The sequence below is a fragment of the Proteiniclasticum sediminis genome (assembly GCF_018128025.1).
Taxonomy (GTDB): Bacteria; Bacillota; Clostridia; order Clostridiales; family Clostridiaceae; genus Proteiniclasticum; species Proteiniclasticum sediminis.
Genome location: NZ_JAGSCS010000004.1, coordinates 60,272 through 79,220, shown reverse-complemented (window position 1 = coordinate 79,220; position 18,949 = coordinate 60,272). Strand labels below are relative to the sequence as shown.

The window sequence follows — 18,949 nt, the reverse complement described above, 5'->3', positions numbered from 1 at the left end:
GCAAAAAAGTATCAGTGTCTCGGAGAATTTGATAATGTTTTGATTAGACCTTCGCAAAAGCGGAAAATATTGTACAATGGGTTTGTAAACGTCAACACTTTTTTTCCCGTAGAGGAGAACGCCATGAAAGGAATCAGTCTGAAAGATATCATCGATGTGGAGACCCTGCAGAAGATCCAGGATAACTTTTCCGCGGTGACCAAGCTGGCGGCAGTGACGGTGGATTTCAAAGGAGAGCCCATCACCAATTACAGCAATTTCACAGACTTTTGCCTGAAGTTTCGGGAGAGCGATGCCTGCAAGGAGCATTGCTACCAGTCCGATGCCTTCGGGGGGATCAAGGCCGCCCGCAGCGGCATGCCTTCGATTTACCGCTGCCATGCAGGACTCTACGACATGGCCGTGCCCATTATCTTCGAAGGGCAGTTCCTGGGCTCCATGCTGGCAGGGCAGGTCCATGTGGCTGATCCCAAGGAGGAGTATCCCCATAATGAAGGGGAACTCAATCCCGAGGCCAAGGCCTTTATGGAGTCTCCCTTAGCCAGGGAGTACCAGGATAAAATCCTGGTCACCACGGAGGAACATCTCAAAAATTCCGCCAATCTTCTCTCCATCGTGGGCAACTATGTGGTGAAGAGCGGTTTCGGCGAGTATATGCAAAATGAGCTCAATGAGAAAAATGAGAAGCTCATCAATGAGATGAAGGTCCGCATGGCCCTGGAGAAGAGCCTCCGGGATGCGGAGCTCAAGGTGCTGAAGTCCCAGGTGAATCCCCATTTTCTTTTCAACGCTCTCAATACCATCAGCAATCTTTCCATGATCGAGAAGGCGGACAAGACCACAGAGGTCATCTATTTCCTCTCGGACATGCTGCGCTATACCATCAAGAATGAGATGGACCATATGGTCACCGTGGAGCAGGAACTGGACTATGTGAAGAAATACCTGAAGATCCAGCAGATCCGCATGGGCCACAAACTGGATTTCGCCATCCATGTGGAGGAGCGATTCTACGGCCTCAAGATGCCCTTCATGATCCTTCAGCCCATCGTCTGCAACTCCATCGACCATGGGATCTATGCCGTCCAGAACGGCATGATCCGCATCTACTCCGAGGATTTGGGCAATGACATCAACCTCATCATTGAGGACAACGGGGTGGGCATGGACGAGGAAAAAATTGCCAAGATCTTAAGCGGAAAATACGAGTCCGGAGAGAAGACCCTCTCCAACGGCATCGGCCTGGTGAACTCCGACCATCGGCTCATCCATCAGTTCGGCACCAATTACCGGCTGAAGATTGAGTCCCAGGTGGGCAAAGGCACAAAAATTACCATTCGAATTCCCAAGTAGGTGAAAGAATGCACAGAATACTGTTAGTGGATGATGAATATCTGGAACGGGAAGTCCTGAAGATGATCCTCGCCAAGAAACCGGACCTCTATCAGGTGGTGGGGGAGGCGGACAATGGGGAGGATGCCCTGCGTTTTGTGAAAAGCCACCCCGTGGACATCGTCATCATGGACATTAAAATGCCCCGGATGACGGGCCTCGATGCCGCCCGGCTCATGAAGGAGTATTCCAAGAAAATCGGCGTGATCCTGGTCACGGCCTATAATGATTTTGAATTTGCCCAGCATGCCGTGAAGTACAGCGTGGATGACTATCTCTTAAAGCCCACCCGGCCCGAGAGCATCTTTGAGGCGCTGGCCAGCACCATCAAGAAAATCAGCCTTTACAGCGAAAAGACCACTTCTCCCTGGACTCAGGCGGAGGATGTATTCATGGGCCTCTGCATGAAAGGGGACTACATGGGGGGAAAGAAGTTTCTCCAAAAGGTCCGAGAGGCCCGGTTTGAAAGCTATGAGAAGGAACGGGAAGTGCTGAAGAAGCTCCTCAGCTGTCTTCTGAAAATGGCGGAGAGCTTCCGCATTGAAGTGGAGAAGTCCCTGAAGACCAAGGTGGACGAGCAGCTGAAAGGGAGCCAGACCAAAGACCAGTATTTTGATATTCTGGAACTCATCTTCGAGGAGATCTTCGAGGTGATCATCCGGGACAAACGGGTGGACTATGGGGAGGAAATGACCTATGCCCTCCAGTACATCGAAAAGAACCTCACCCGAACCCTGACCCTGGAAAGCGCCGCCTCCTACATGAACATTTCACCCCACTACTTCTCCAAGCTCTTCAAGGGCCAGGTGGGGGAGAACTTCATCGACTATGTGACGGACCGCAAAGTGGAGCGGGCCAAGGAGCTCATCGAAGGCACCGACCATCCCTTAAGCGCCATCGCCTTTGAACTGGGGTTCAATGAAGCCAACTACTTCAGCAAGGTGTTCAAGAAGAAGACGGGCATGACCCCCAGCAACTTCCGCAAGGCCGTGGAGGAGAGGCGCAGCGAGGAGCAGGAGCTTCTTCGGAAAAGCCAGCCCCTCGGGGTAAAATGGATGATTTAGTCCGCAAGGGCAAAGCATCTGTCCCTTCCTCAAAAACGAATTTATGGAATTAACCCCGCTGCCTTAGGGCAGCTTTTCTTTTTGCCCTTTTTATGCGAATTTTCCAAAATGTCGCAGTGGGGGATAAAAAAGTTTCAGCGGGAAATGACCTCCATAAAAAATTACCTATCTTTCAATTTTTAGTGTAACGGGTTTCGGAGGTTTATTTTTTATCATGGAAATGGAAGTAAACGTATCCAATCCCCAAATTAAACCCAAGGAGGAAAAATCATGCAAAAAGAAGCACTGGGAATGATCGAGACAAAGGGACTGGTCGGGGCCATTGAAGCCGCGGACACCATGGTGAAATCCGCCAATGTGTTCCTGGTGGGCTACACCAAGATCGGATCCGGCCTCGTGACCGTCATGGTCCGGGGAGACGTGGGCGCCGTGAAGGCTGCCACCGATGCCGGCTGCGCCGCAGCCAGCAAAGTGGGCGAAGTGGTTTCCGTTCATGTGATTCCAAGACCCCACACAGATGTTGAGAAGATTCTGCCCAAGACCGAAGAATAACAAGGAGGATGGGAAAAAATGGATGAGAACTTAATGGAAAGAGTCATGGACGAGGTCATGAAGAAAATGGGCGAGAAGAAGGAAGCCCCCCGGGTCATCGGGAACCCCGGCGTCACAGAATTTGTGGGCACGGCCATTGGGGATACCATCGGCCTGGTCATTGCCAATGTGGACCACCACCTGCACGGTTTTATGAAGATTGATCCCAAGTACAAATCCATCGGTATTATCGGTGCCCGCACCGGAGCCGGCCCCCACATCATGGCCGCCGATGAAGCCGTCAAGGCCACCAATACGGAAATTATCTCCATCGAGCTTCCCCGGGATACCAAGGGCGGAGCTGGCCACGGCTGTCTGATCCTTTTCGGCGCTGAAGATGTGTCCGATGCAAGGCGCGCTGTGGAAGTTACCCTGAAGGAACTGGATCGTACCTTTGGCGATGTCTATGGCAACAATGCCGGACATATCGAGCTGCAGTACACCGCAAGAGCCAGCTATGCCTGCAATAAAGCCTGGGGAGCCCCCATCGGCAAGGCCTTCGGCCTCATCGTCGGTGCTCCTGCCGCCATCGGCGTCGTCATCGCCGATACCGCCGTCAAGGCCGCCAATGTGGACATCGTTCTCTATGCCTCCCCGTCCACCACGTCCTTCACCAACGAGGCCATTCTCTTCATCAGCGGAGATTCCGGCGCTGTCCGTCAGGCCGTCATCGCTGCCCGGGAACTGGGCATCAAGCTTCTGGAAACTTTAGGAAATGAGCCTGCGCCGTCATCGACGAAGCCTTACATTTAACAGGGGGGATGAATGATGAAATCCAAACGATTTGAAGTTCTGCGTGACCGCCCGGTCAATAAGGACGGATTCCTCAAGGAATGGCCAGAAGTGGGCCTCATCGCCATGGATTCCCCGCTGGACCCCAAGCCCAGCATCAAGATCCAAAACGGTGTCGTGGTGGAACTGGACGGCAAGAAGCGAGAGGACTTTGACCTCATCGATACCTTCATCGCCGACAACTCCATCGAGCTCACCAACGCCGAAAAAGTCATGGCCATGGATTCGAAAGCCATTGCCCATATGCTGGTGGACATCAATGTTCCCCGCAATGAACTGGTGAAGATCACCAAGTCCCTGACCCCGGCAAAGGCCACGGAAGTTCTGTCCAAGATGAATGTGCTGGAGCTCATGATGGCCCTGACGAAGATGCGCGCAAGAAAGACGCCGTCCAACCAGTGCCACGTGACCAACGTCAAGGACAATCCGGTCCTCATCGCCGCCGAAGCTGCGGAAGCTGCTCTTCGTGGATTCGATGAGCAGGAAACCACCGTGGCTGTGGCCCGCTATGCTCCATTCAATGCCATTGCGCTGCTGGTCGGTGCCAATGTGGGAAGACCCGGCGTCCTCACCCAGTGCGCCGTGGAAGAAGCCACGGAGCTGACCCTGGGCATGAAGGGCTTCACGGCCTATGCCGAAACCGTATCCGTCTATGGTACGGAGCAGGTCTTCATCGATGGCGACGATACACCGTGGTCCAAGGCTTTCCTGGCCTCCGCCTATGCTTCCCGTGGCCTGAAGATGAGATTCACCTCAGGAACCGGTTCCGAAGTTCTCATGGGCTATGCGGAATCCAAATCCATGCTGTATCTGGAAGCACGCTGCGTGTTCATCACCAAAGGTGCCGGCGTTCAGGGTCTTCAGAATGGATCCATCTCCTGCATCGGCGTTCCTGGCGCTGTTCCTTCGGGAATCCGTGCGGTCCTCGCCGAGAACGTCCTTACCTGCATGATGGATCTGGAAGTGGCCTCGGGCAATGACCAGACCTTCTCCCATTCCGATATCCGCCGAACCGCCCGTACCCTCATGCAGATGATCCCGGGAACGGACTTCATCTTCTCCGGTTACTCGGCAGTTCCCAACTATGACAACATGTTCGCCGGTTCGAACTTTGATGCCGAGGACTATGATGACTACAATGTACTCCAGCGCGACCTGAAGGTCGACGGAGGACTCCGCCCCGTGAAGGAGGAGGAAGTCATCAAGATCCGCAATAAGGCCGCCAAGGTACTCCAGGCCGTGTTCAAGGAAATGAACTTCCCCCTCATCACCGATGAGGAAGTGGAAGCGGCCACCTACGCCCACGGCTCCAAGGATATGCCGGACCGCAACATGGTGGAGGACATCAAGGCCTGCAACGACCTCATGAAGAGCAAGACCACCGGCGTGGAAATCATCAAGGCCCTGAAGAAAGCCGGCTATGACGATGTGGCAAACACCATCCTGGCCATGATGAAGCTGAGAGTCTCCGGAGACCATCTCCACACCTCCGCCATCATCGACAACAATTTCAAGGTCAAGAGCGCCGTCAATGACAAGAATGACTACATGGGTCCCTGCACGGGCTACGCCATGAGCGAGAAGCGCTGGAATGAAGTCAAGGACATCGAGAACGCCCTATCGGCTGCGGACTTTGAATAGGAGGATGGATCAATGGAAATCAATGAAAAAATTCTAAAAAGCATCATCGAAGAAGTCCTGCAGAATATGAACAGCGCCGAGAAGCCCAAGAAAGATGTTCCCGTGGGTCCGCTGAAAATGCGCATCAAGGGCATCGCCGAGGCTGGCCGCCGCAAGGATGAAGTGGTCATCGCCGTGGGTCCCGCCTTCGGGGTTCACCAGACCCGCACCATCATCAAGGTTCCCCATGAGAGTGTATTAAGGGAAGTCATGGCCGGTGTGGAGGAAGAAGGGCTGACGCCCCGCATCATCAAGGTCTACCACACCTCGGACGTGGCCTTCATCGCCCACCATGCCGCTACCCTTTCCGGGTCCGGCATCGGCATCGGCATCCAGAGCAAGGGCACCACGGTGATCCATTCCAAGGATCTGGTTCCCCTGTCCAATCTGGAGCTCTTCCCCCAGGCCCCGCTTCTGGATCTTTCCGTGTACCGGGCCATCGGCAAGAATGCTGCCAAGTATGCCAAGGGCGAGTCGCCCAATCCGGTGCCCACCATGAACGATCAGATGGCTCGACCCAAGTACCAGGCCATTGCAGCCCTTCTCCACATCAAGGAGACGGAGCATGTGGTGCCCAAGAAGCTGTCTGACGAACTTGAAATCACATTCTAAGGAGGGAATGAAATGATTGATAACAGTGTTCTGGAGCAAATGATCCGGGAAGTCATGGCCGGCATGGCGAAAGCCAGCTACACCGAGCCCAAGGCTGGCGGCGCCCGCCGGGTGACGGAAGCGGATTATCCCCTCAGTGAAAAAATGACGGAAGTCATCAAGGCTCCCACGGGAAAGACCCTGGCCGACATCACCATCGACGGTGTCCTCAGCGGAAGCATCACCGCCAATGACGTGAAGATCGCCCCGGAGACGCTGGAGATGCAGGCCCAGGTGGCGGAGTCTGTGGGCCGCGAGGCCTTTGCGGTGAATCTTCGCCGCGCAGCAGAGCTCATTGCCATTCCGGATGAGCGCATTCTGGAAATCTACAACGCCCTACGTCCCTACCGTTCCACCAAGGCGGAGCTATTAGCTATCGCCGACGAGCTGGAAGGCAAATACTCCGCCAAGGTCAACGGCAAGCTGGTTCGGGAAGCCGCGGATCTTTATGAGAAGAGAGGCAGACTGAAAGAGTAGACAGGAGGCTTTGGCATGAAAATCATAGCAGGCATCGATATCGGCAATGCCACCACCGAAACGGCGGTGGGCCGGGTCCTGGAGGACGGGACAGTGAAATTTCTTTCCGATGCCCTGGTGACCACCACGGGGATCAAGGGAACCCGGGACAACATTCCCGGCATCTTCAACTCCCTGAACAAAGCCCTGGAAAAGGCGGGTCTTCTGATCACGGACCTTTCCCTTATCCGCATCAATGAAGCGGCGCCGGTCATCGGCGACGTGGCCATGGAAACCATCACGGAGACCATCATCACCGAGTCCACCATGATCGGCCACAACCCCCGGACACCGGGGGGGCTGGGCATCGGCGTGGGCAAGGGGGTCGTCTTGGCGGATTTGGAAACCATCCCGCCTGGGGAGGATGTCATCGTGCTCCTTCCCCGGGAGGTGGGCTTCCAAGAATCCGCGGAGCGGATCAACCGGGCCATGGAGAAAGGGGTGTCCGTCAAGGGAGCCATCGCCGCCAATGATGACGGCGTGCTCATTGTGAACCGGCTGAAGCGGCCCATTCCCATTGTCGATGAAGTGACCCTGTTTGAGAAGATTCCCCAGGGGATGCTCACGGCCATCGAGGTGGCCCATGTGGGCGCCGTGGTGGAAGTGCTGTCCAACCCCTACGGCATCGCCACCCTGTTCAATCTGGACAGCGAGGAGACGAAGTTTGTGGTCCCCATCGCCCGGGCCCTCATCGGGAACCGGTCGGCGGTGGTCATCAAAACCCCCAAAGGGGATGTGAAGCTCCGAAGCATTCCGGCGGGGGAAATCCAGGTGGTGGGCGAAAACCGCAGGCTGAAGGTCAATGTGGACGACGGGGCCCAGAGCCTCATGAAGGCCATGGCCCAGTGCCAGCCGGTGAAGGACATCGTGGGGGAACCCGGTACCAATGCCGGGGGCATGCTGGAGAGGATCCGCCACGTCATGGCGAATCTCACGGGGCAAAACTACAACGACATCAAGATCCAGGACCTCTTGGCCGTGGACACCATTTCGCCCCAGAAAGTCACTGGCGGTCTCGCTGGAGAATTTTCCATGGAAAGCGCCGTGGGCGTGGCTGCCATGGTGAAGGCGGATCGGCTTCAGATGGAGCTCATCGCCCATGCCATGGAGGAGCGGTTAGGCGTTCGGGTGGAAGTGGGGGGCGTGGAAGCCCAGATGGCCATTAAAGGCGCCCTGACCACCCCGGGTACCGATGTGCCCTTAGCCATTCTCGACATGGGGGCCGGCTCCACCGATGCCTCCCTCATGACCCGGGACGGACGGGTGCATCTCGTCCATCTGGCCGGGGCGGGCAACATGGTGACGCTCCTCATTCAGACGGAGCTGGGCCTGGAGAGCTTTGACCTGGCCGAAGACATCAAGAAATATTCCTTAGCCAAGGCGGAAAGCCTCTTCCATATCCGTCATGAGGACGGGTCGGTGGAGTTTTTCGAAAAACCCTTGGATCCCAAACTCTTCGCCCGGGTGGTGATTCTGAAGGAAGAGGGCATGGTCCCCATTCAGGCAGACCTCTCCATCGAGAAGATCAAGTTTGTCCGCAAAAAAGCCAAGGAAAAGGTCTTTGTCACCAACGCCCTTCGGGCCCTTTCCCAGGTGAGTCTCACCGGTGATATCCGGGGCATCGAACATGTGGTGCTGGTGGGAGGCTCGGCCCTGGACTTTGAAGTGCCCCAGCTTGTCACCGATGCTCTGGCGGAGTACGGGGTGGTGGCCGGCCGCGGAAATATCCGCGGATCCTTAGGTCCCCGCAATGCCGTGGCCACGGGCCTGGTGCTGTAGGAGGGGAAGAGATGGATGAACGGAAAAACATCTGTGTGGTCATCTGCGTCAATGAGAAGATGACGGCCCAGGAAAAAATCAAGGAAATCACCTACGGCATCGAGGAGGAGGGCATCCCCTGGATCATCCGCTACAGCGACGAAAGCCGCCTGGAGGATCTGGCCCATCTGGCCAGCAAGGATTCCCAGCTGGATGTGGGCATCGGCGTGGACGAAAGCGCCTTCGCCGGGCTCTATCACGACAAACTGCCCGAAGGGCATCTCCTCTTTCGCCAAAAGCTCAGTTATACCCTGGAAGAAGCCCGGAGCCTGGGGGTCAACGCGGCCCGCATGGTGAAGGGGATTCCCTTCCGCATGGGAGGAGGAAACGGATGAAAAAGGCATACGGTTTTATTGAAATGATGGGCCTGGCCAGCGCCGTGGTGGCGGTGGACACCGCCCTCAAGGCCGCCAACGTGGAGCTGGAGGGTCTGGAAGCCGCCAAGGGTGGCGGATGGCACACCATCAAGCTCACGGGGGAGGTCAGTGCCGTGAAAGCGGCCGTCAGCGCCATTTTGGCAGAGCGGTCCCTCCAGGGTAAGGTCCGGTCCCATACGGTGATTCCCCGTCCTTCCCAGGGACTGGAAACGCTCTTGGAAAAGGCCGAGGATCAGCTGCCCCTGAAGAAGAACCCCTCCCGGGAAGAGGCGCTGCCTGAGGCAGAAACCGTGGAGGAAACCCCTTCGGAGGAACCTCTCCCGGTGGAACCCCAGCCTTTCACCGAAGAAACGGTGGAAACGGAACCTGTGGAGGAGCCGAAGGAAGAAGAGGCGGAGCCTTTCGAGGACAGCTCTTTCTCCGAAGATCTTCTGGAACCGGCGGAGCCGGGACCGGAGACAGTAGATAACGGAGAGCTGGTGAAGATCGCCATGGAAGTGCCTCGACCCCGAAAGACCCCTTTGAAGAAGGGGACACCCACCTGCAACCTCTGTCAGGATCCCACCTGCCCGAGGAAGAAGGGGGAACCCCGGAATCGCTGCATACACCATAAGGAGAAGGAGTGAAGAAGATGAACAACGCATTGGGCTTAATTGAGACCAAGGGACTGGTAGGCGCCATTGAGGCTGCCGATGCCATGACGAAATCCGCCAACGTGGAACTGGCCGGCTACGAGAAAATCGGATCCGGACTGGTCACCGTCATGGTCCGGGGCGATGTGGGAGCCGTGAAAGCGGCTGTGGATGCCGGCGCTGCGGCTGCAAGAGCCGTGGGCGAAGTGGTCTCCGTCCATGTCATTCCCCGTCCCCATCCGGACATCGAGATCTTCCTGCCGAAGTTTTAGCGGTAGACGATCATGGAACAGGCGGAACTGAGACAGCTGATTCAGGAAGTCGTGAAAAAATATCTAGACGCCCTCTATGTCCCCGTGGGTGTGTCAAACCGGCATATCCACGTGACCCGGGAGGATCTCGACATCCTCTACGGCAAGGGCTATGAACTGAAAAAGATGAAGGACCTGAAGCAACCCGGGGAGTTTGCCGCCGAGGAGACTCTGGAGGTTAAAACCCCCAAGGGCAGCTTTAAGAAAGTCCGGATCCTCGGTCCCCTGCGAAAGGCCACCCAAGTGGAGCTGTCCCTGTCGGACGGCTTCACCCTGGGGGTGGCGATTCCCATTCGGGAATCGGGGAAAATCGAGAATTCCGGCAGTGTGACCCTGGTGGGGCCCAAAGGCGAAGTTACGCTTCCCGTGGGGGCCATTGCGGCACACCGGCACATCCATATGCCACCGGAGGTGGCAGAGAAGTATGGCCTGAAAAACGGTGATCTGGTGGATGTGGAAAAGGAAGGATCCCGGGGACTGACTTTTAAAGACGTTCTCCTTCGGGTTTCGGACAAGTATGCGTTAGAAATGCATCTGGATCTGGATGAGGCCAATGCCGGCAACATCCGGTCTGGTGATCTTTTGAAAGTGATCAAGCATTAAGGAGTGGGCCCATGGACATGGAGAAAGTCAATGAGAGGATCTTGGCCTTTGAGGGCCTCATTGGAAAAGTTAACCCGGTGATCCCTTCGGGGGAGCTCTATACCGGGGTGGATCTGGGCACAGCCTCCATCGTCCTCTGTGTGGTGGATGAGGCGGGAAATCTCGTCACCGGTGCCTTTCAACGGGGCACCGCCGTGCGGGATGGCATCGTGGTGGACTTTGTGGGCGCCGTGGACACGGTGCGCCGGATGAAACGGGAGCTGGAACAGCTCCTGGGACGTCCCCTGGTGAAGGGGGCGGGAGCCATTCCGCCAGGGGTCTCGGAAGGTTCGGCGAAGATCGTGAGGAATGTTTTGGAGGCTGCGGGATTTACTGTGGTGAACATTGTGGATGAGCCCACGGCAGCAGCCCAGGTGCTGGAAGTCACTGAAGGCGCCGTGGTGGACATCGGCGGAGGAACCACAGGCATCTCCATCCTAAAAGATGAAGAGGTCCTGGACACTTACGATGAAGCCACAGGAGGCCACCATATGAATCTCGTGATTTCGGGAAGCTATGGCATCCCCTATGAGGAGGCAGAAGCCCTGAAATGCTCTTTGGAGCGCCAGGGGGAAATCTACCATGTGGTGCTGCCCGTCATCGACAAAATGGCCCGCATCGTGAAGACCTTTTTGGGGGAACGGGCTGTGGAGGCGGTATATCTAGTGGGAGGAGGCTCGGCGCTGCCGGGCTTTGAGGAATACTTTGCCGCCGCCCTGGGGATCAGGACGCTGAAACCCTATAATCCCATGCTGGTGACCCCCATGGGCATCGCCCTCTGTGCACGGAAGGGAGGCGGATGATGGACATCCATTTTGAGCAAATCGTGGAAGAAGTCCTTCGCCGCTATGAGGCCAGGATGCGGCGAAGACAAGTGCTGCTTATTCTCAAGGACGGCACCAACTGGAGGGTTTTGGAGGCCATGATGGCCCTGCTTCAGGCGGAAGGGGTGACCTTTCGGATCCTGAATCTGCTCACCCGGGAGGGGGGAGCCCTGGCGAAGCCCATGTTTTTGGGAATCCCGGTGATTCCCGGCGGAATCCTTCGCTTTGCGGCCTATGAGGAATTTTTGGAGGAAGACGATGCCATCCTCGTGTCGGAGCTTCGTTTTCTGGAGATGCTGGAGCTGAAGGAGCTTCGGCCAAAAGACACGGCAGGGGGAATCCTCTTCACGGCGCTCTTTTTGGGAAAACCCGCCTACGCCCTCTGCGGCGACTTTTTGCGGGGAAAGAATCCTCCCCTCATGAAGAAGATGAAGGAAACCCTTGATCTTCTCCACACCTGGGGTCTTCGGGTTCTGAATCCCCCCAAGGCTGGAGCAGGAGAGCCCTCGAAGACAGTACCCGTGAAAACTGCGGTACCCCTTGGGGGCTACCTAACCAAAGCCCAGATCATGAACTGGGAAGGGGAACAGGTGCTTCCGAAAAATCTCCGGCTCACCCCGGAGGCGGAGGATTATCTTCGGCAAAAAGGTGTGAAGATCCTTCGGGATTCAACGTGAATGAAGGGAACAGGTGATGAGATGTATTTAGCGGAAGTCAAAGGAAATGTCGTAGCCACCACCAAGGACCAGAAGCTGGTGGGGACCAAGCTCCTCATTGTGCAGCCCATGGATCCCACCTTCACCCCCTATGGCAATCCCCTCATCGCCGTGGATACGGTGGGGGCGGGGTTCCGGGACCGGGTGATCATCGCCACGGGCGGGTCCGCCCGGACGATTTTTGCCGAAGGCACCCCGGTGGATGCGGCCATAGTGGCCATCATCGATACGGTGGAGCTCTACTGAGGAAGGAGGGGACAGGATGAAGATCTACACCAAAACCGGGGATAAGGGCGAAACGGGCCTCTTTGGCGGAAGCCGGGTGAAGAAGGCCTCCCTCCGGGTCAGCGCCTACGGCGCTGTGGATCAGGCCAATGCAGCCTTAGGCGTGGCGGCAAACTTCATGGAAACGGAAATCCTCATCAAGGTGATCCGGGTCATCCAGGACAAGCTCTTTGTCCTGGGCGGGGAGCTGGCCTCCGATGAGGAAGGCCGAAGGAAGCTCAAGATCCGCATCGGAAAAGCGGACATCGCCTTTCTGGAAGGGGTCATCGATGAAATTACGAAAAGTCTCCCGGAGAAGACCTGGTTCGTCATCCCCGGCATGACCAAAGGGTCCGCCTTTCTCCATGGCGCCCGCACCCAGGTGCGGTTTGCCGAACGGGAGATCCTCACCCTTGGGGAAGAGGAGGAAGTCAGCGAGGATATTCTCCAGTACATGAACCGTTTGTCGGATACCCTCTACGCCATGAGCCGCTATGAGGATGAAGGGACAAAGAAGGATATGGAGAGCTTTTCCGCCGAAGCCCTGTCTGACACGTTAGCGGAGGAAATTCTACGAAAAGCGGAAAAGAAAGCCAAGGAACTGGGCATCCCCATGGTCCTCTCGGTGGTGGACGACGGAGGCTGCCTGAAGGCCATGAAGCGCATGGACGGGGCCATCAAGGGCAGCGTCGCCATTTCCCGGGACAAGGCGCTGACGGCGGTATATTTTCAAACGGCGACGGAGAACCTGGGGAAGGAAACCCTTCCCGGAGCTTCCCTCTACGGCCTGGAACAGACCCATGGAGGCCATGTGGTGACCTTTGCCGGAGGCATGCCCATCTACAGCAAGGGCAGGCTTCTGGGGGCATTGGGCGTCAGCGGCGGCACCGTGGAAGAAGACAAGGCGGTCTGCCTGGCAGGCCTGACCAGCATGAAAGATTGAGGTGGAATCATGAGTATACAGGATATGGATCTCACCCGCCTGGTGCGGGAAGTCTGCGAGAAGCTGCAGAGCCAGCTACCCGCCGATGAGGAGGACAAGGCCAAGGACAAGGGGATCTTCAAGGATCCCGATGAGGCGGTGGAGGCCGCCTGGAAAGCCCAGAAGGAGCTTTTTGAGATGACCCTTTCCGACCGCAAGCGCATCACGGACACCATCAAGAGTCATCTTCTCCTCTATGTGGAGGAGCTGTCCCGCATGGTGGTGGAGGAAACAGGCATGGGCCGCGTGGCGGACAAGATCGTGAAGAACCGCCTGGCCATTGAGAAGACCCCCTCCACGGAGGACCTGCGGGCAGGAGTCTTCACCGGCGACGACGGGCTGACCCTTCTGGAGCTGTCGCCCTTTGGCGTCATTGGCGCCATCACCCCCTCCACCAATCCCACGGAGACGGTGATCTGCAATACCATCGGTATGGTAGCCGCCGGCAACAGCGTGGTGTTCTCGCCCCATCCCGGAGCCTACAAGGCCACCAATCGGGCGGTGGAGCTCATCAATGAAGCCATCCGCATGGCCGGGGGACCGAAAAATTTGGTGGTGACCATCGATGAACCCACCATGGCGAAATCGGAACAGATTATGAAGCACAAGAAGATCAGCATTCTTTGTGCCACGGGCGGACCAGGGCTGGTCAAGGCCGTACTCTCCTCGGGCAAAAAGGCCATCGGAGCCGGTGCGGGCAATCCCCCGGTGGTGGTGGATCAGACGGCCAACATCGAGAAGGCCGCCAAGGATATTGTGGACGGTTCCAGCTTTGACAACAATCTGCCCTGCATCGCCGAGAAGGAAGGCATCATCGTGGATGCGGTCTTTGATTATCTGGTCTTCAACATGAAGAAGCATGGGGCCTATGAAATCAAGGATCGAAATACCATCAATAAACTTACGAATCTTCTGGTACCAGAGAAGTGGAAGCCCAACAAGGACTTCATCGGCAAAGATGCGAAGGTGATTTTGAAAGCCATCGGCATCGAGGTGGATGATTCCATCCGACTTATCATCATGGAAGTGGAGAAGGATCATCCCTTTGTGGTGGAGGAGCTCATGATGCCTGTGCTGCCCCTGGTCCGGGTGAAGGATGCCTGGGAGGCCATTGATCTGGCAGTCCAGGTGGAGCATGGCTTCCGCCATACGGCCATTTGCCACAGCAAGGACATTGATGTGCTGACGGAAATGGGCCATCGGATCCAGACCACGATTTTTGTGAAAAATGGACCATCCTATGCGGGCATCGGCGTCGGCGGAGAAGGGTATACTACCTTCACCATCGCCGGACCCACGGGCGAAGGGCTGACCTCGGCCAGCACCTTTACCCGAAAGCGTCGCTGCGCGCTCATCGGAGGCTTTAACATCCGGTAAGGCATGAGGAGGTGGAATCTTGAACGATTTGCTGCAAAAAATCACCGAAGCTGGCATCGTGGGCGCCGGCGGCGCCGGTTTTCCCACCCATGTGAAGCTGGACGCCCAGGCCGAGTACGTCCTGGTGAACGGCGCCGAATGTGAGCCGCTCCTTCGGGTGGACCAGATCCTGATGAAGGAGGAAGCTTCGCGAGTCCTCGCCGCTCTTCATCTGGCGGTGGAGCTCGTAGGAGCCAAGGAAGGGGTGCTGGCCCTAAAGGCCAAGTACCACGAAGCCCTGGACGAACTGACCAAAAGGATTGGCGATTATCCCAAGCTACGGCTGCATCTTCTGAAGAACATCTATCCCGCAGGGGATGAACAGTACATTGTCCATGACGTCACGGGGCGCATTGTCCCCGAAGGGGGCATTCCCCTCCAGGTGGGCGTGGTGGTCCTCAATGTGGAGACGCTCCTGAATATCGAGCAGGCTTCCCGGGGGATTCCCGTGACGGAGAAGTATATGACCATCACCGGCCATGTCCGGCAGCCCAAGACCGTGAAGGTTCCTCTGGGAATAAGCGTCAGGGAAGCCCTGGAACTGGCGGGAGGCACGGAGCTGACGGAGTTTAAGGTCATCGACGGGGGCCCCATGATGGGGAAGATCCTCTACAGCATCGACACCCCGGTGAAGAAGACCTCCAAGGGCTACATCGTTTTGCCCAAGGACCATGGCCTCATCCAGAGCAAGGAAAAGGATATCGCCACGGTGCTGAAGGAAACGAAAACCGCCTGCTGCCACTGCGATCTGTGCACCGATGTCTGTCCCCGGTATCTTCTGGGGCACAAGCTTCATCCCAGCAAGATCATGCGCATTGCCAGCTACGCTTCCCTGGGGGATCCCCAGGCGTCCCTGGACGAAGCCTTCCTCTGCTGCGAATGCGGGCTCTGCGAGCAGGCCTGCATCATGAATCTGCAGCCCTGGAAAGTAAATATCTACTTAAAGAAGGAACTGACGGCGGCAGGGGTGAAGAACTCCAACTGCCGAAAGGACCTCACCGTCCACCCCTTCCTGGATCTTCGGGGCTTCCCCGTGAAAAAGCTGGTGTATCGGCTGGATCTCTATAAGTACGATGTGCCGGCTCCTTTAGAGAAGGTGGAGCGGGAGTTCACCGAGGTAAACATCGCCGCTAAGCAGCACATTGGGGCACCGTCGGTGCCCTTGGTGAAGGACGGGGATGAGGTTGCAAAAGGGCAGCTCATCTACGGCCAGGGGGGAAACAAGATGGCCGTGAATATGCATGCCAGCATCAGCGGCATCGTCCATCTCAACGGCAATAAGATCACCATCACGAAGAAGGGGGAGAAGTCATGAAGAATTCCATCGGACTCCTGGAGTTCAAAAGCATCGCCAAGGGCATCGAGGTCACCGATGAGGTCATGAAGTCCTCCCATGTGGAGCTGCTCCTCTCCAACGCCATCTGCCCGGGCAAGTATGTCACGGTGTTCACCGGAGAACTGGCCCAGGTAAAAAATGCCGTGGAGCTGGGGAAAACCCTGGGCGGGGTGTTCCGCATCGAAGCCCAGATGATTGCCAATGTCCATCCGGATATTCTCCCGGCCCTGTCGGGGACGGCGGACATCGACGGCATCGAAAACGTGGGGGTCATTGAGACCATGTCGGCCCTAAATGCCATCATCACCGCAGACATCGCTCGAAAAGCGGCCAATGTGCGGATCGTTGAAGTGCGCATTGCCCGAGGACTAGGGGGCAAGGGCTTCACCATCTTCTCCGGGGAGATTTCCGCCGTGCGGCGGGCCGTGGCGGCCGTGGAGGAGAAGTTTGTGCCCATGGGGGATGTGCTCTGCGCCGTGGCCATTTCCAATGCCCATCCGGAGCTGGTGCGAAAGCTCTTTACCTAAAATGCGATAACATTAACAGGTCTGGACCGGAGAAGAACTTTTCCGGTCCCTTTTCATCCTTTTGGAATCGTTTCCTGTTGCTGAGGGACGGATTTTGGGGGAAATCTGGGGAATGGGAAATTGCCATTTAATTTGGGAATCAAATTACAGGTTGATGATGGAAACGGTGGGCACTTGGAAGCCTTTTACGAATCTGTCAATTCCCCCAAAAAGCGTAAACTGTTTCAAGTTGTCAGATAATGTACGCCAATGAAATACAATTGACTTTACCTCACGGTGGGCGTAAACTGTAATAAATTTACAGATCAGCAATGATTTGTTAATAAATGACGAGGAGTGATTGTATGAAAAAGAAAGCGCTGGCCCTTACCCTGACCGCCCTCATGGCTCTGGGAATCCTCTCCGCCTGTGGAAATAAGGCGGCAACCCCTGGCAGTGGAGATACCATCAAGATCGGTGTCTTTGAGCCCCTGACGGGTGCCAATGCCGCTGGCGGCCAGATGACCGTGGAAGGCATCAAGCTGGCCAATGAAAAGATGAGTGAAGTGCTGGGCAAGAAGGTGGAACTGGTCATCGTGGACAACAAGTCTGAGAAGGTGGAAGCCGCCAATGCCGTTTCCAAGCTCATCGACAAGGACAAGGTTGTGGCCATCATCGGAAGCTACGGCAGCTCCCTCTCCATGGCTGCCGGGGATATCGTGAAGAAAGCCAAGGTTCCGGCTGTGGGCTGTTCTCCGACCAATCCCCTGGTGACCTTAGGCAATGACTACTACTTCCGCGTCTGCTTCATCGATCCCTTCCAGGGAACGGTCATGGCGAACTATGCCTACAAGGAACTGGGCGCCCGCACCGCCGCCATCATTCAGGATGTGCAGCAGGATTACTCCGTGGGCCTCTCCAAGTACTTCGTGGATGCCTTCACCAAGCTCACGGGCGATAAGAACAGCATCGTGGGAACCTCTTCCTATAACACCGGCGATCAGGACTTCACCGCGCAGCTGACCAACATCAAGGGACTGAATCCTGATGTTATCTTCGCTCCCGGCAACTACGGCGAATCCGCCATCCTGATCAAGCAGGCCCGTGATCTGGGTATTGATGCCCCCATCCTGGGCGGCGACACCTGGGAAGCTCCCGATTTCCTGGAAATCGGCGGAGCTGCTGTGGAAGGCGCAGCCTTCTCCTCCCACTTTACCGCTGTGGCACCGGTGACGGATGTTTCCAAGACCTTCCTGGCCGACTACAAAACCAAGTTCAACCAGGATGCCAATGCCTTTGCGGCTCTGGGCTATGATGCCTATATGCTCATCCTTGACGCCATCAAGCGTGCGGATTCTGCCGAGCCCCAGGCCATCCGTGATGCGCTGGCTGCCACCAAGGGATTTGTGGGCGCCACGGGAAACATCACCCTGGATGCCAACGGCGATGCCGTGAAGTCCGCTGTCATCAATAAAGTCACCGATGGGAAGTTTGAATATCTGATGACCATCGAACCTTAATCTGTAAAACTGGAGGGAATACAATGAGTATTCAAGCGCTGTTTCAACATCTGGCCAACGGGATCTCCCTGGGAAGCCTTTATGCCCTCATCGCCATCGGTTACACCATGGTGTACGGCATCCTGCGTCTTGTGAATTTCGCCCATGGGGAGATCTTCATGCTCGGCGCCTATATCGCCTTTTACGGGATGATGTACACGCCGCTGCCCTGGTGGCTGGTGTTTCTCCTGGCCGCGCTTTTAACCGGCGCTTTAGGGCTCGTCATCGAGCGGCTGGCTTACCGGCCTCTTCGGGGAAAAGCCCGGATCACCGTGCTCATTTCCGCCATCGGCGCCTCCTTTCTTATTCAGAATCTTGCGATCCTGATCTTCGGGGGAAGGCCCAAGGCCTTCCCGGTGCCGGAGATCTTCACCGGAGTGGTGGTGGTGGGCGGAGTGTCCGTGGGCATGCTGACCATCCTCATCCCCGTGGTGACGCTGCTCCTTCTCTTCGGCCTCACCTACTGGATCAACAAGACCAAAACCGGTATGGCCATGCGAGCACTGTCCAAGGAATATGAAGCGGCCAGCCTCATGGGCATCAACATCAACTGGGTCATCTCCATGACCTTCTTCGTGGGTTCGGTGCTGGGCGCCGTGGGCGGCATCATGTGGGGCGTCAAGTACCCGCAGCTTCTTCCCTTCATGGGGGTTATTCCCGGGATCAAGTGCTTCATCGCCGCGGTCATCGGCGGCATCGGCAACATTAAGGGCGCCGTCATCGGCGGCTTCATTCTGGGCCTGGGAGAGATTCTCCTGGTGGCGGCCATTCCGTCCATGACAGGCTTCCGGGATGCCTTCGCCTTTGTCCTCCTCATCCTCATTCTCCTCATCAAGCCCACAGGGCTCATGGGCGAGAAGATCGCAGAGAAGGTGTAACC

21 protein-coding genes are annotated in these 18,949 nt (G+C 56.6%); all 21 read left to right on the top strand.

Features of this window, described 5'->3' with window-relative positions:
• Positions 1-123 precede the first annotated feature (123 nt).
• The 21 genes from KCG48_RS04695 to KCG48_RS04595 all read left to right on the top strand — a co-directional run bounded on the left by KCG48_RS04695 (position 124) and on the right by KCG48_RS04595 (position 18,947).
• The gene (locus KCG48_RS04695) at positions 124-1,353 is read left to right on the top strand and encodes a sensor histidine kinase (protein WP_211800157.1); all 1,230 of its coding nucleotides are present in this window, start codon (positions 124-126) and stop codon (positions 1,351-1,353) included.
• An 8-nt stretch (positions 1,354-1,361) separates the two neighbouring features.
• Positions 1,362-2,456, top strand: a complete 1,095-nt coding sequence (locus KCG48_RS04690) for a response regulator transcription factor (RefSeq protein ID WP_211800156.1) — start codon at positions 1,362-1,364, stop codon at positions 2,454-2,456.
• Between the two features lie 270 nt (positions 2,457-2,726).
• Positions 2,727-3,008 carry a propanediol utilization microcompartment protein PduA gene (pduA, locus tag KCG48_RS04685; protein ID WP_211800155.1) on the top strand — a complete coding sequence of 94 codons (282 nt, stop codon included), beginning with the start codon at positions 2,727-2,729 and terminating at the stop codon, positions 3,006-3,008.
• A gap of 18 nt (positions 3,009-3,026) precedes the next feature.
• A complete protein-coding gene (pduB, locus tag KCG48_RS04680; protein WP_211800154.1) occupies positions 3,027-3,800 on the top strand; it encodes a propanediol utilization microcompartment protein PduB in 774 nt (257 codons plus the stop codon).
• Between the two features lie 15 nt (positions 3,801-3,815).
• Positions 3,816-5,480 carry a propanediol/glycerol family dehydratase large subunit gene (locus KCG48_RS04675; RefSeq protein WP_211800327.1) on the top strand — a complete coding sequence of 555 codons (1,665 nt, stop codon included), beginning with the start codon at positions 3,816-3,818 and terminating at the stop codon, positions 5,478-5,480.
• Positions 5,481-5,492: 12 nt separating this feature from the next.
• Entirely contained in the window at positions 5,493-6,131 is a 639-nt protein-coding gene (locus KCG48_RS04670) for a propanediol/glycerol family dehydratase medium subunit (RefSeq protein WP_211800153.1), read from the top strand.
• 12 nt (positions 6,132-6,143) lie between these two features.
• Positions 6,144-6,647: a diol dehydratase small subunit gene (locus KCG48_RS04665; protein WP_211800152.1), complete on the top strand. Its 504-nt coding sequence runs from the start codon at positions 6,144-6,146 to the stop codon at positions 6,645-6,647.
• A gap of 15 nt (positions 6,648-6,662) precedes the next feature.
• Positions 6,663-8,465 carry a diol dehydratase reactivase subunit alpha gene (locus KCG48_RS04660; protein WP_211800151.1) on the top strand — a complete coding sequence of 601 codons (1,803 nt, stop codon included), beginning with the start codon at positions 6,663-6,665 and terminating at the stop codon, positions 8,463-8,465.
• Between the two features lie 11 nt (positions 8,466-8,476).
• On the top strand, positions 8,477-8,839 hold the full coding sequence (locus tag KCG48_RS04655; protein ID WP_211800150.1) for a glycerol dehydratase reactivase beta/small subunit family protein: 363 nt from the start codon (positions 8,477-8,479) through the stop codon (positions 8,837-8,839).
• Entirely contained in the window at positions 8,836-9,507 is a 672-nt protein-coding gene (locus KCG48_RS04650) for a BMC domain-containing protein (protein ID WP_211800149.1), read from the top strand. The genes KCG48_RS04655 and KCG48_RS04650 overlap by 4 nt, the downstream gene beginning before the upstream one ends.
• Before the next feature lie 5 nt (positions 9,508-9,512).
• Positions 9,513-9,785 carry a propanediol utilization microcompartment protein PduA gene (gene pduA, locus KCG48_RS04645; protein WP_211800148.1) on the top strand — a complete coding sequence of 91 codons (273 nt, stop codon included), beginning with the start codon at positions 9,513-9,515 and terminating at the stop codon, positions 9,783-9,785.
• Positions 9,786-9,797: 12 nt separating this feature from the next.
• The gene (pduL, locus tag KCG48_RS04640; protein WP_211800147.1) at positions 9,798-10,427 is read left to right on the top strand and encodes a phosphate propanoyltransferase; all 630 of its coding nucleotides are present in this window, start codon (positions 9,798-9,800) and stop codon (positions 10,425-10,427) included.
• 11 nt (positions 10,428-10,438) lie between these two features.
• On the top strand, positions 10,439-11,269 hold the full coding sequence (gene eutJ, locus KCG48_RS04635; protein WP_211800146.1) for an ethanolamine utilization protein EutJ: 831 nt from the start codon (positions 10,439-10,441) through the stop codon (positions 11,267-11,269).
• Entirely contained in the window at positions 11,266-11,967 is a 702-nt protein-coding gene (locus tag KCG48_RS04630; RefSeq protein ID WP_211800145.1) for a hypothetical protein, read from the top strand. The genes eutJ and KCG48_RS04630 overlap by 4 nt, the downstream gene beginning before the upstream one ends.
• Positions 11,968-12,252, top strand: coding sequence for a EutN/CcmL family microcompartment protein (locus KCG48_RS04625; protein ID WP_230977009.1), 285 nt, complete (start codon positions 11,968-11,970; stop codon positions 12,250-12,252).
• Between the two features lie 16 nt (positions 12,253-12,268).
• Positions 12,269-13,213, top strand: a complete 945-nt coding sequence (locus KCG48_RS04620) for a cob(I)yrinic acid a,c-diamide adenosyltransferase (protein ID WP_211800144.1) — start codon at positions 12,269-12,271, stop codon at positions 13,211-13,213.
• Positions 13,214-13,222: 9 nt separating this feature from the next.
• Positions 13,223-14,629, top strand: coding sequence for an aldehyde dehydrogenase family protein (locus KCG48_RS04615; RefSeq protein WP_211800143.1), 1,407 nt, complete (start codon positions 13,223-13,225; stop codon positions 14,627-14,629).
• Between the two features lie 16 nt (positions 14,630-14,645).
• Complete coding sequence (locus tag KCG48_RS04610; protein WP_211800324.1) at positions 14,646-15,983, top strand: 4Fe-4S dicluster domain-containing protein; 1,338 nt, start codon at positions 14,646-14,648, stop codon at positions 15,981-15,983.
• Positions 15,980-16,531, top strand: a complete 552-nt coding sequence (locus KCG48_RS04605) for a BMC domain-containing protein (protein ID WP_211800142.1) — start codon at positions 15,980-15,982, stop codon at positions 16,529-16,531. The genes KCG48_RS04610 and KCG48_RS04605 overlap by 4 nt, the downstream gene beginning before the upstream one ends.
• A 344-nt stretch (positions 16,532-16,875) precedes the next feature.
• Positions 16,876-18,030: an ABC transporter substrate-binding protein gene (locus KCG48_RS04600; RefSeq protein WP_211800141.1), complete on the top strand. Its 1,155-nt coding sequence runs from the start codon at positions 16,876-16,878 to the stop codon at positions 18,028-18,030.
• A 23-nt stretch (positions 18,031-18,053) separates the two neighbouring features.
• On the top strand, positions 18,054-18,947 hold the full coding sequence (locus tag KCG48_RS04595) for a branched-chain amino acid ABC transporter permease (RefSeq protein WP_211800140.1): 894 nt from the start codon (positions 18,054-18,056) through the stop codon (positions 18,945-18,947).
• Positions 18,948-18,949: the final 2 nt, after the last annotated feature.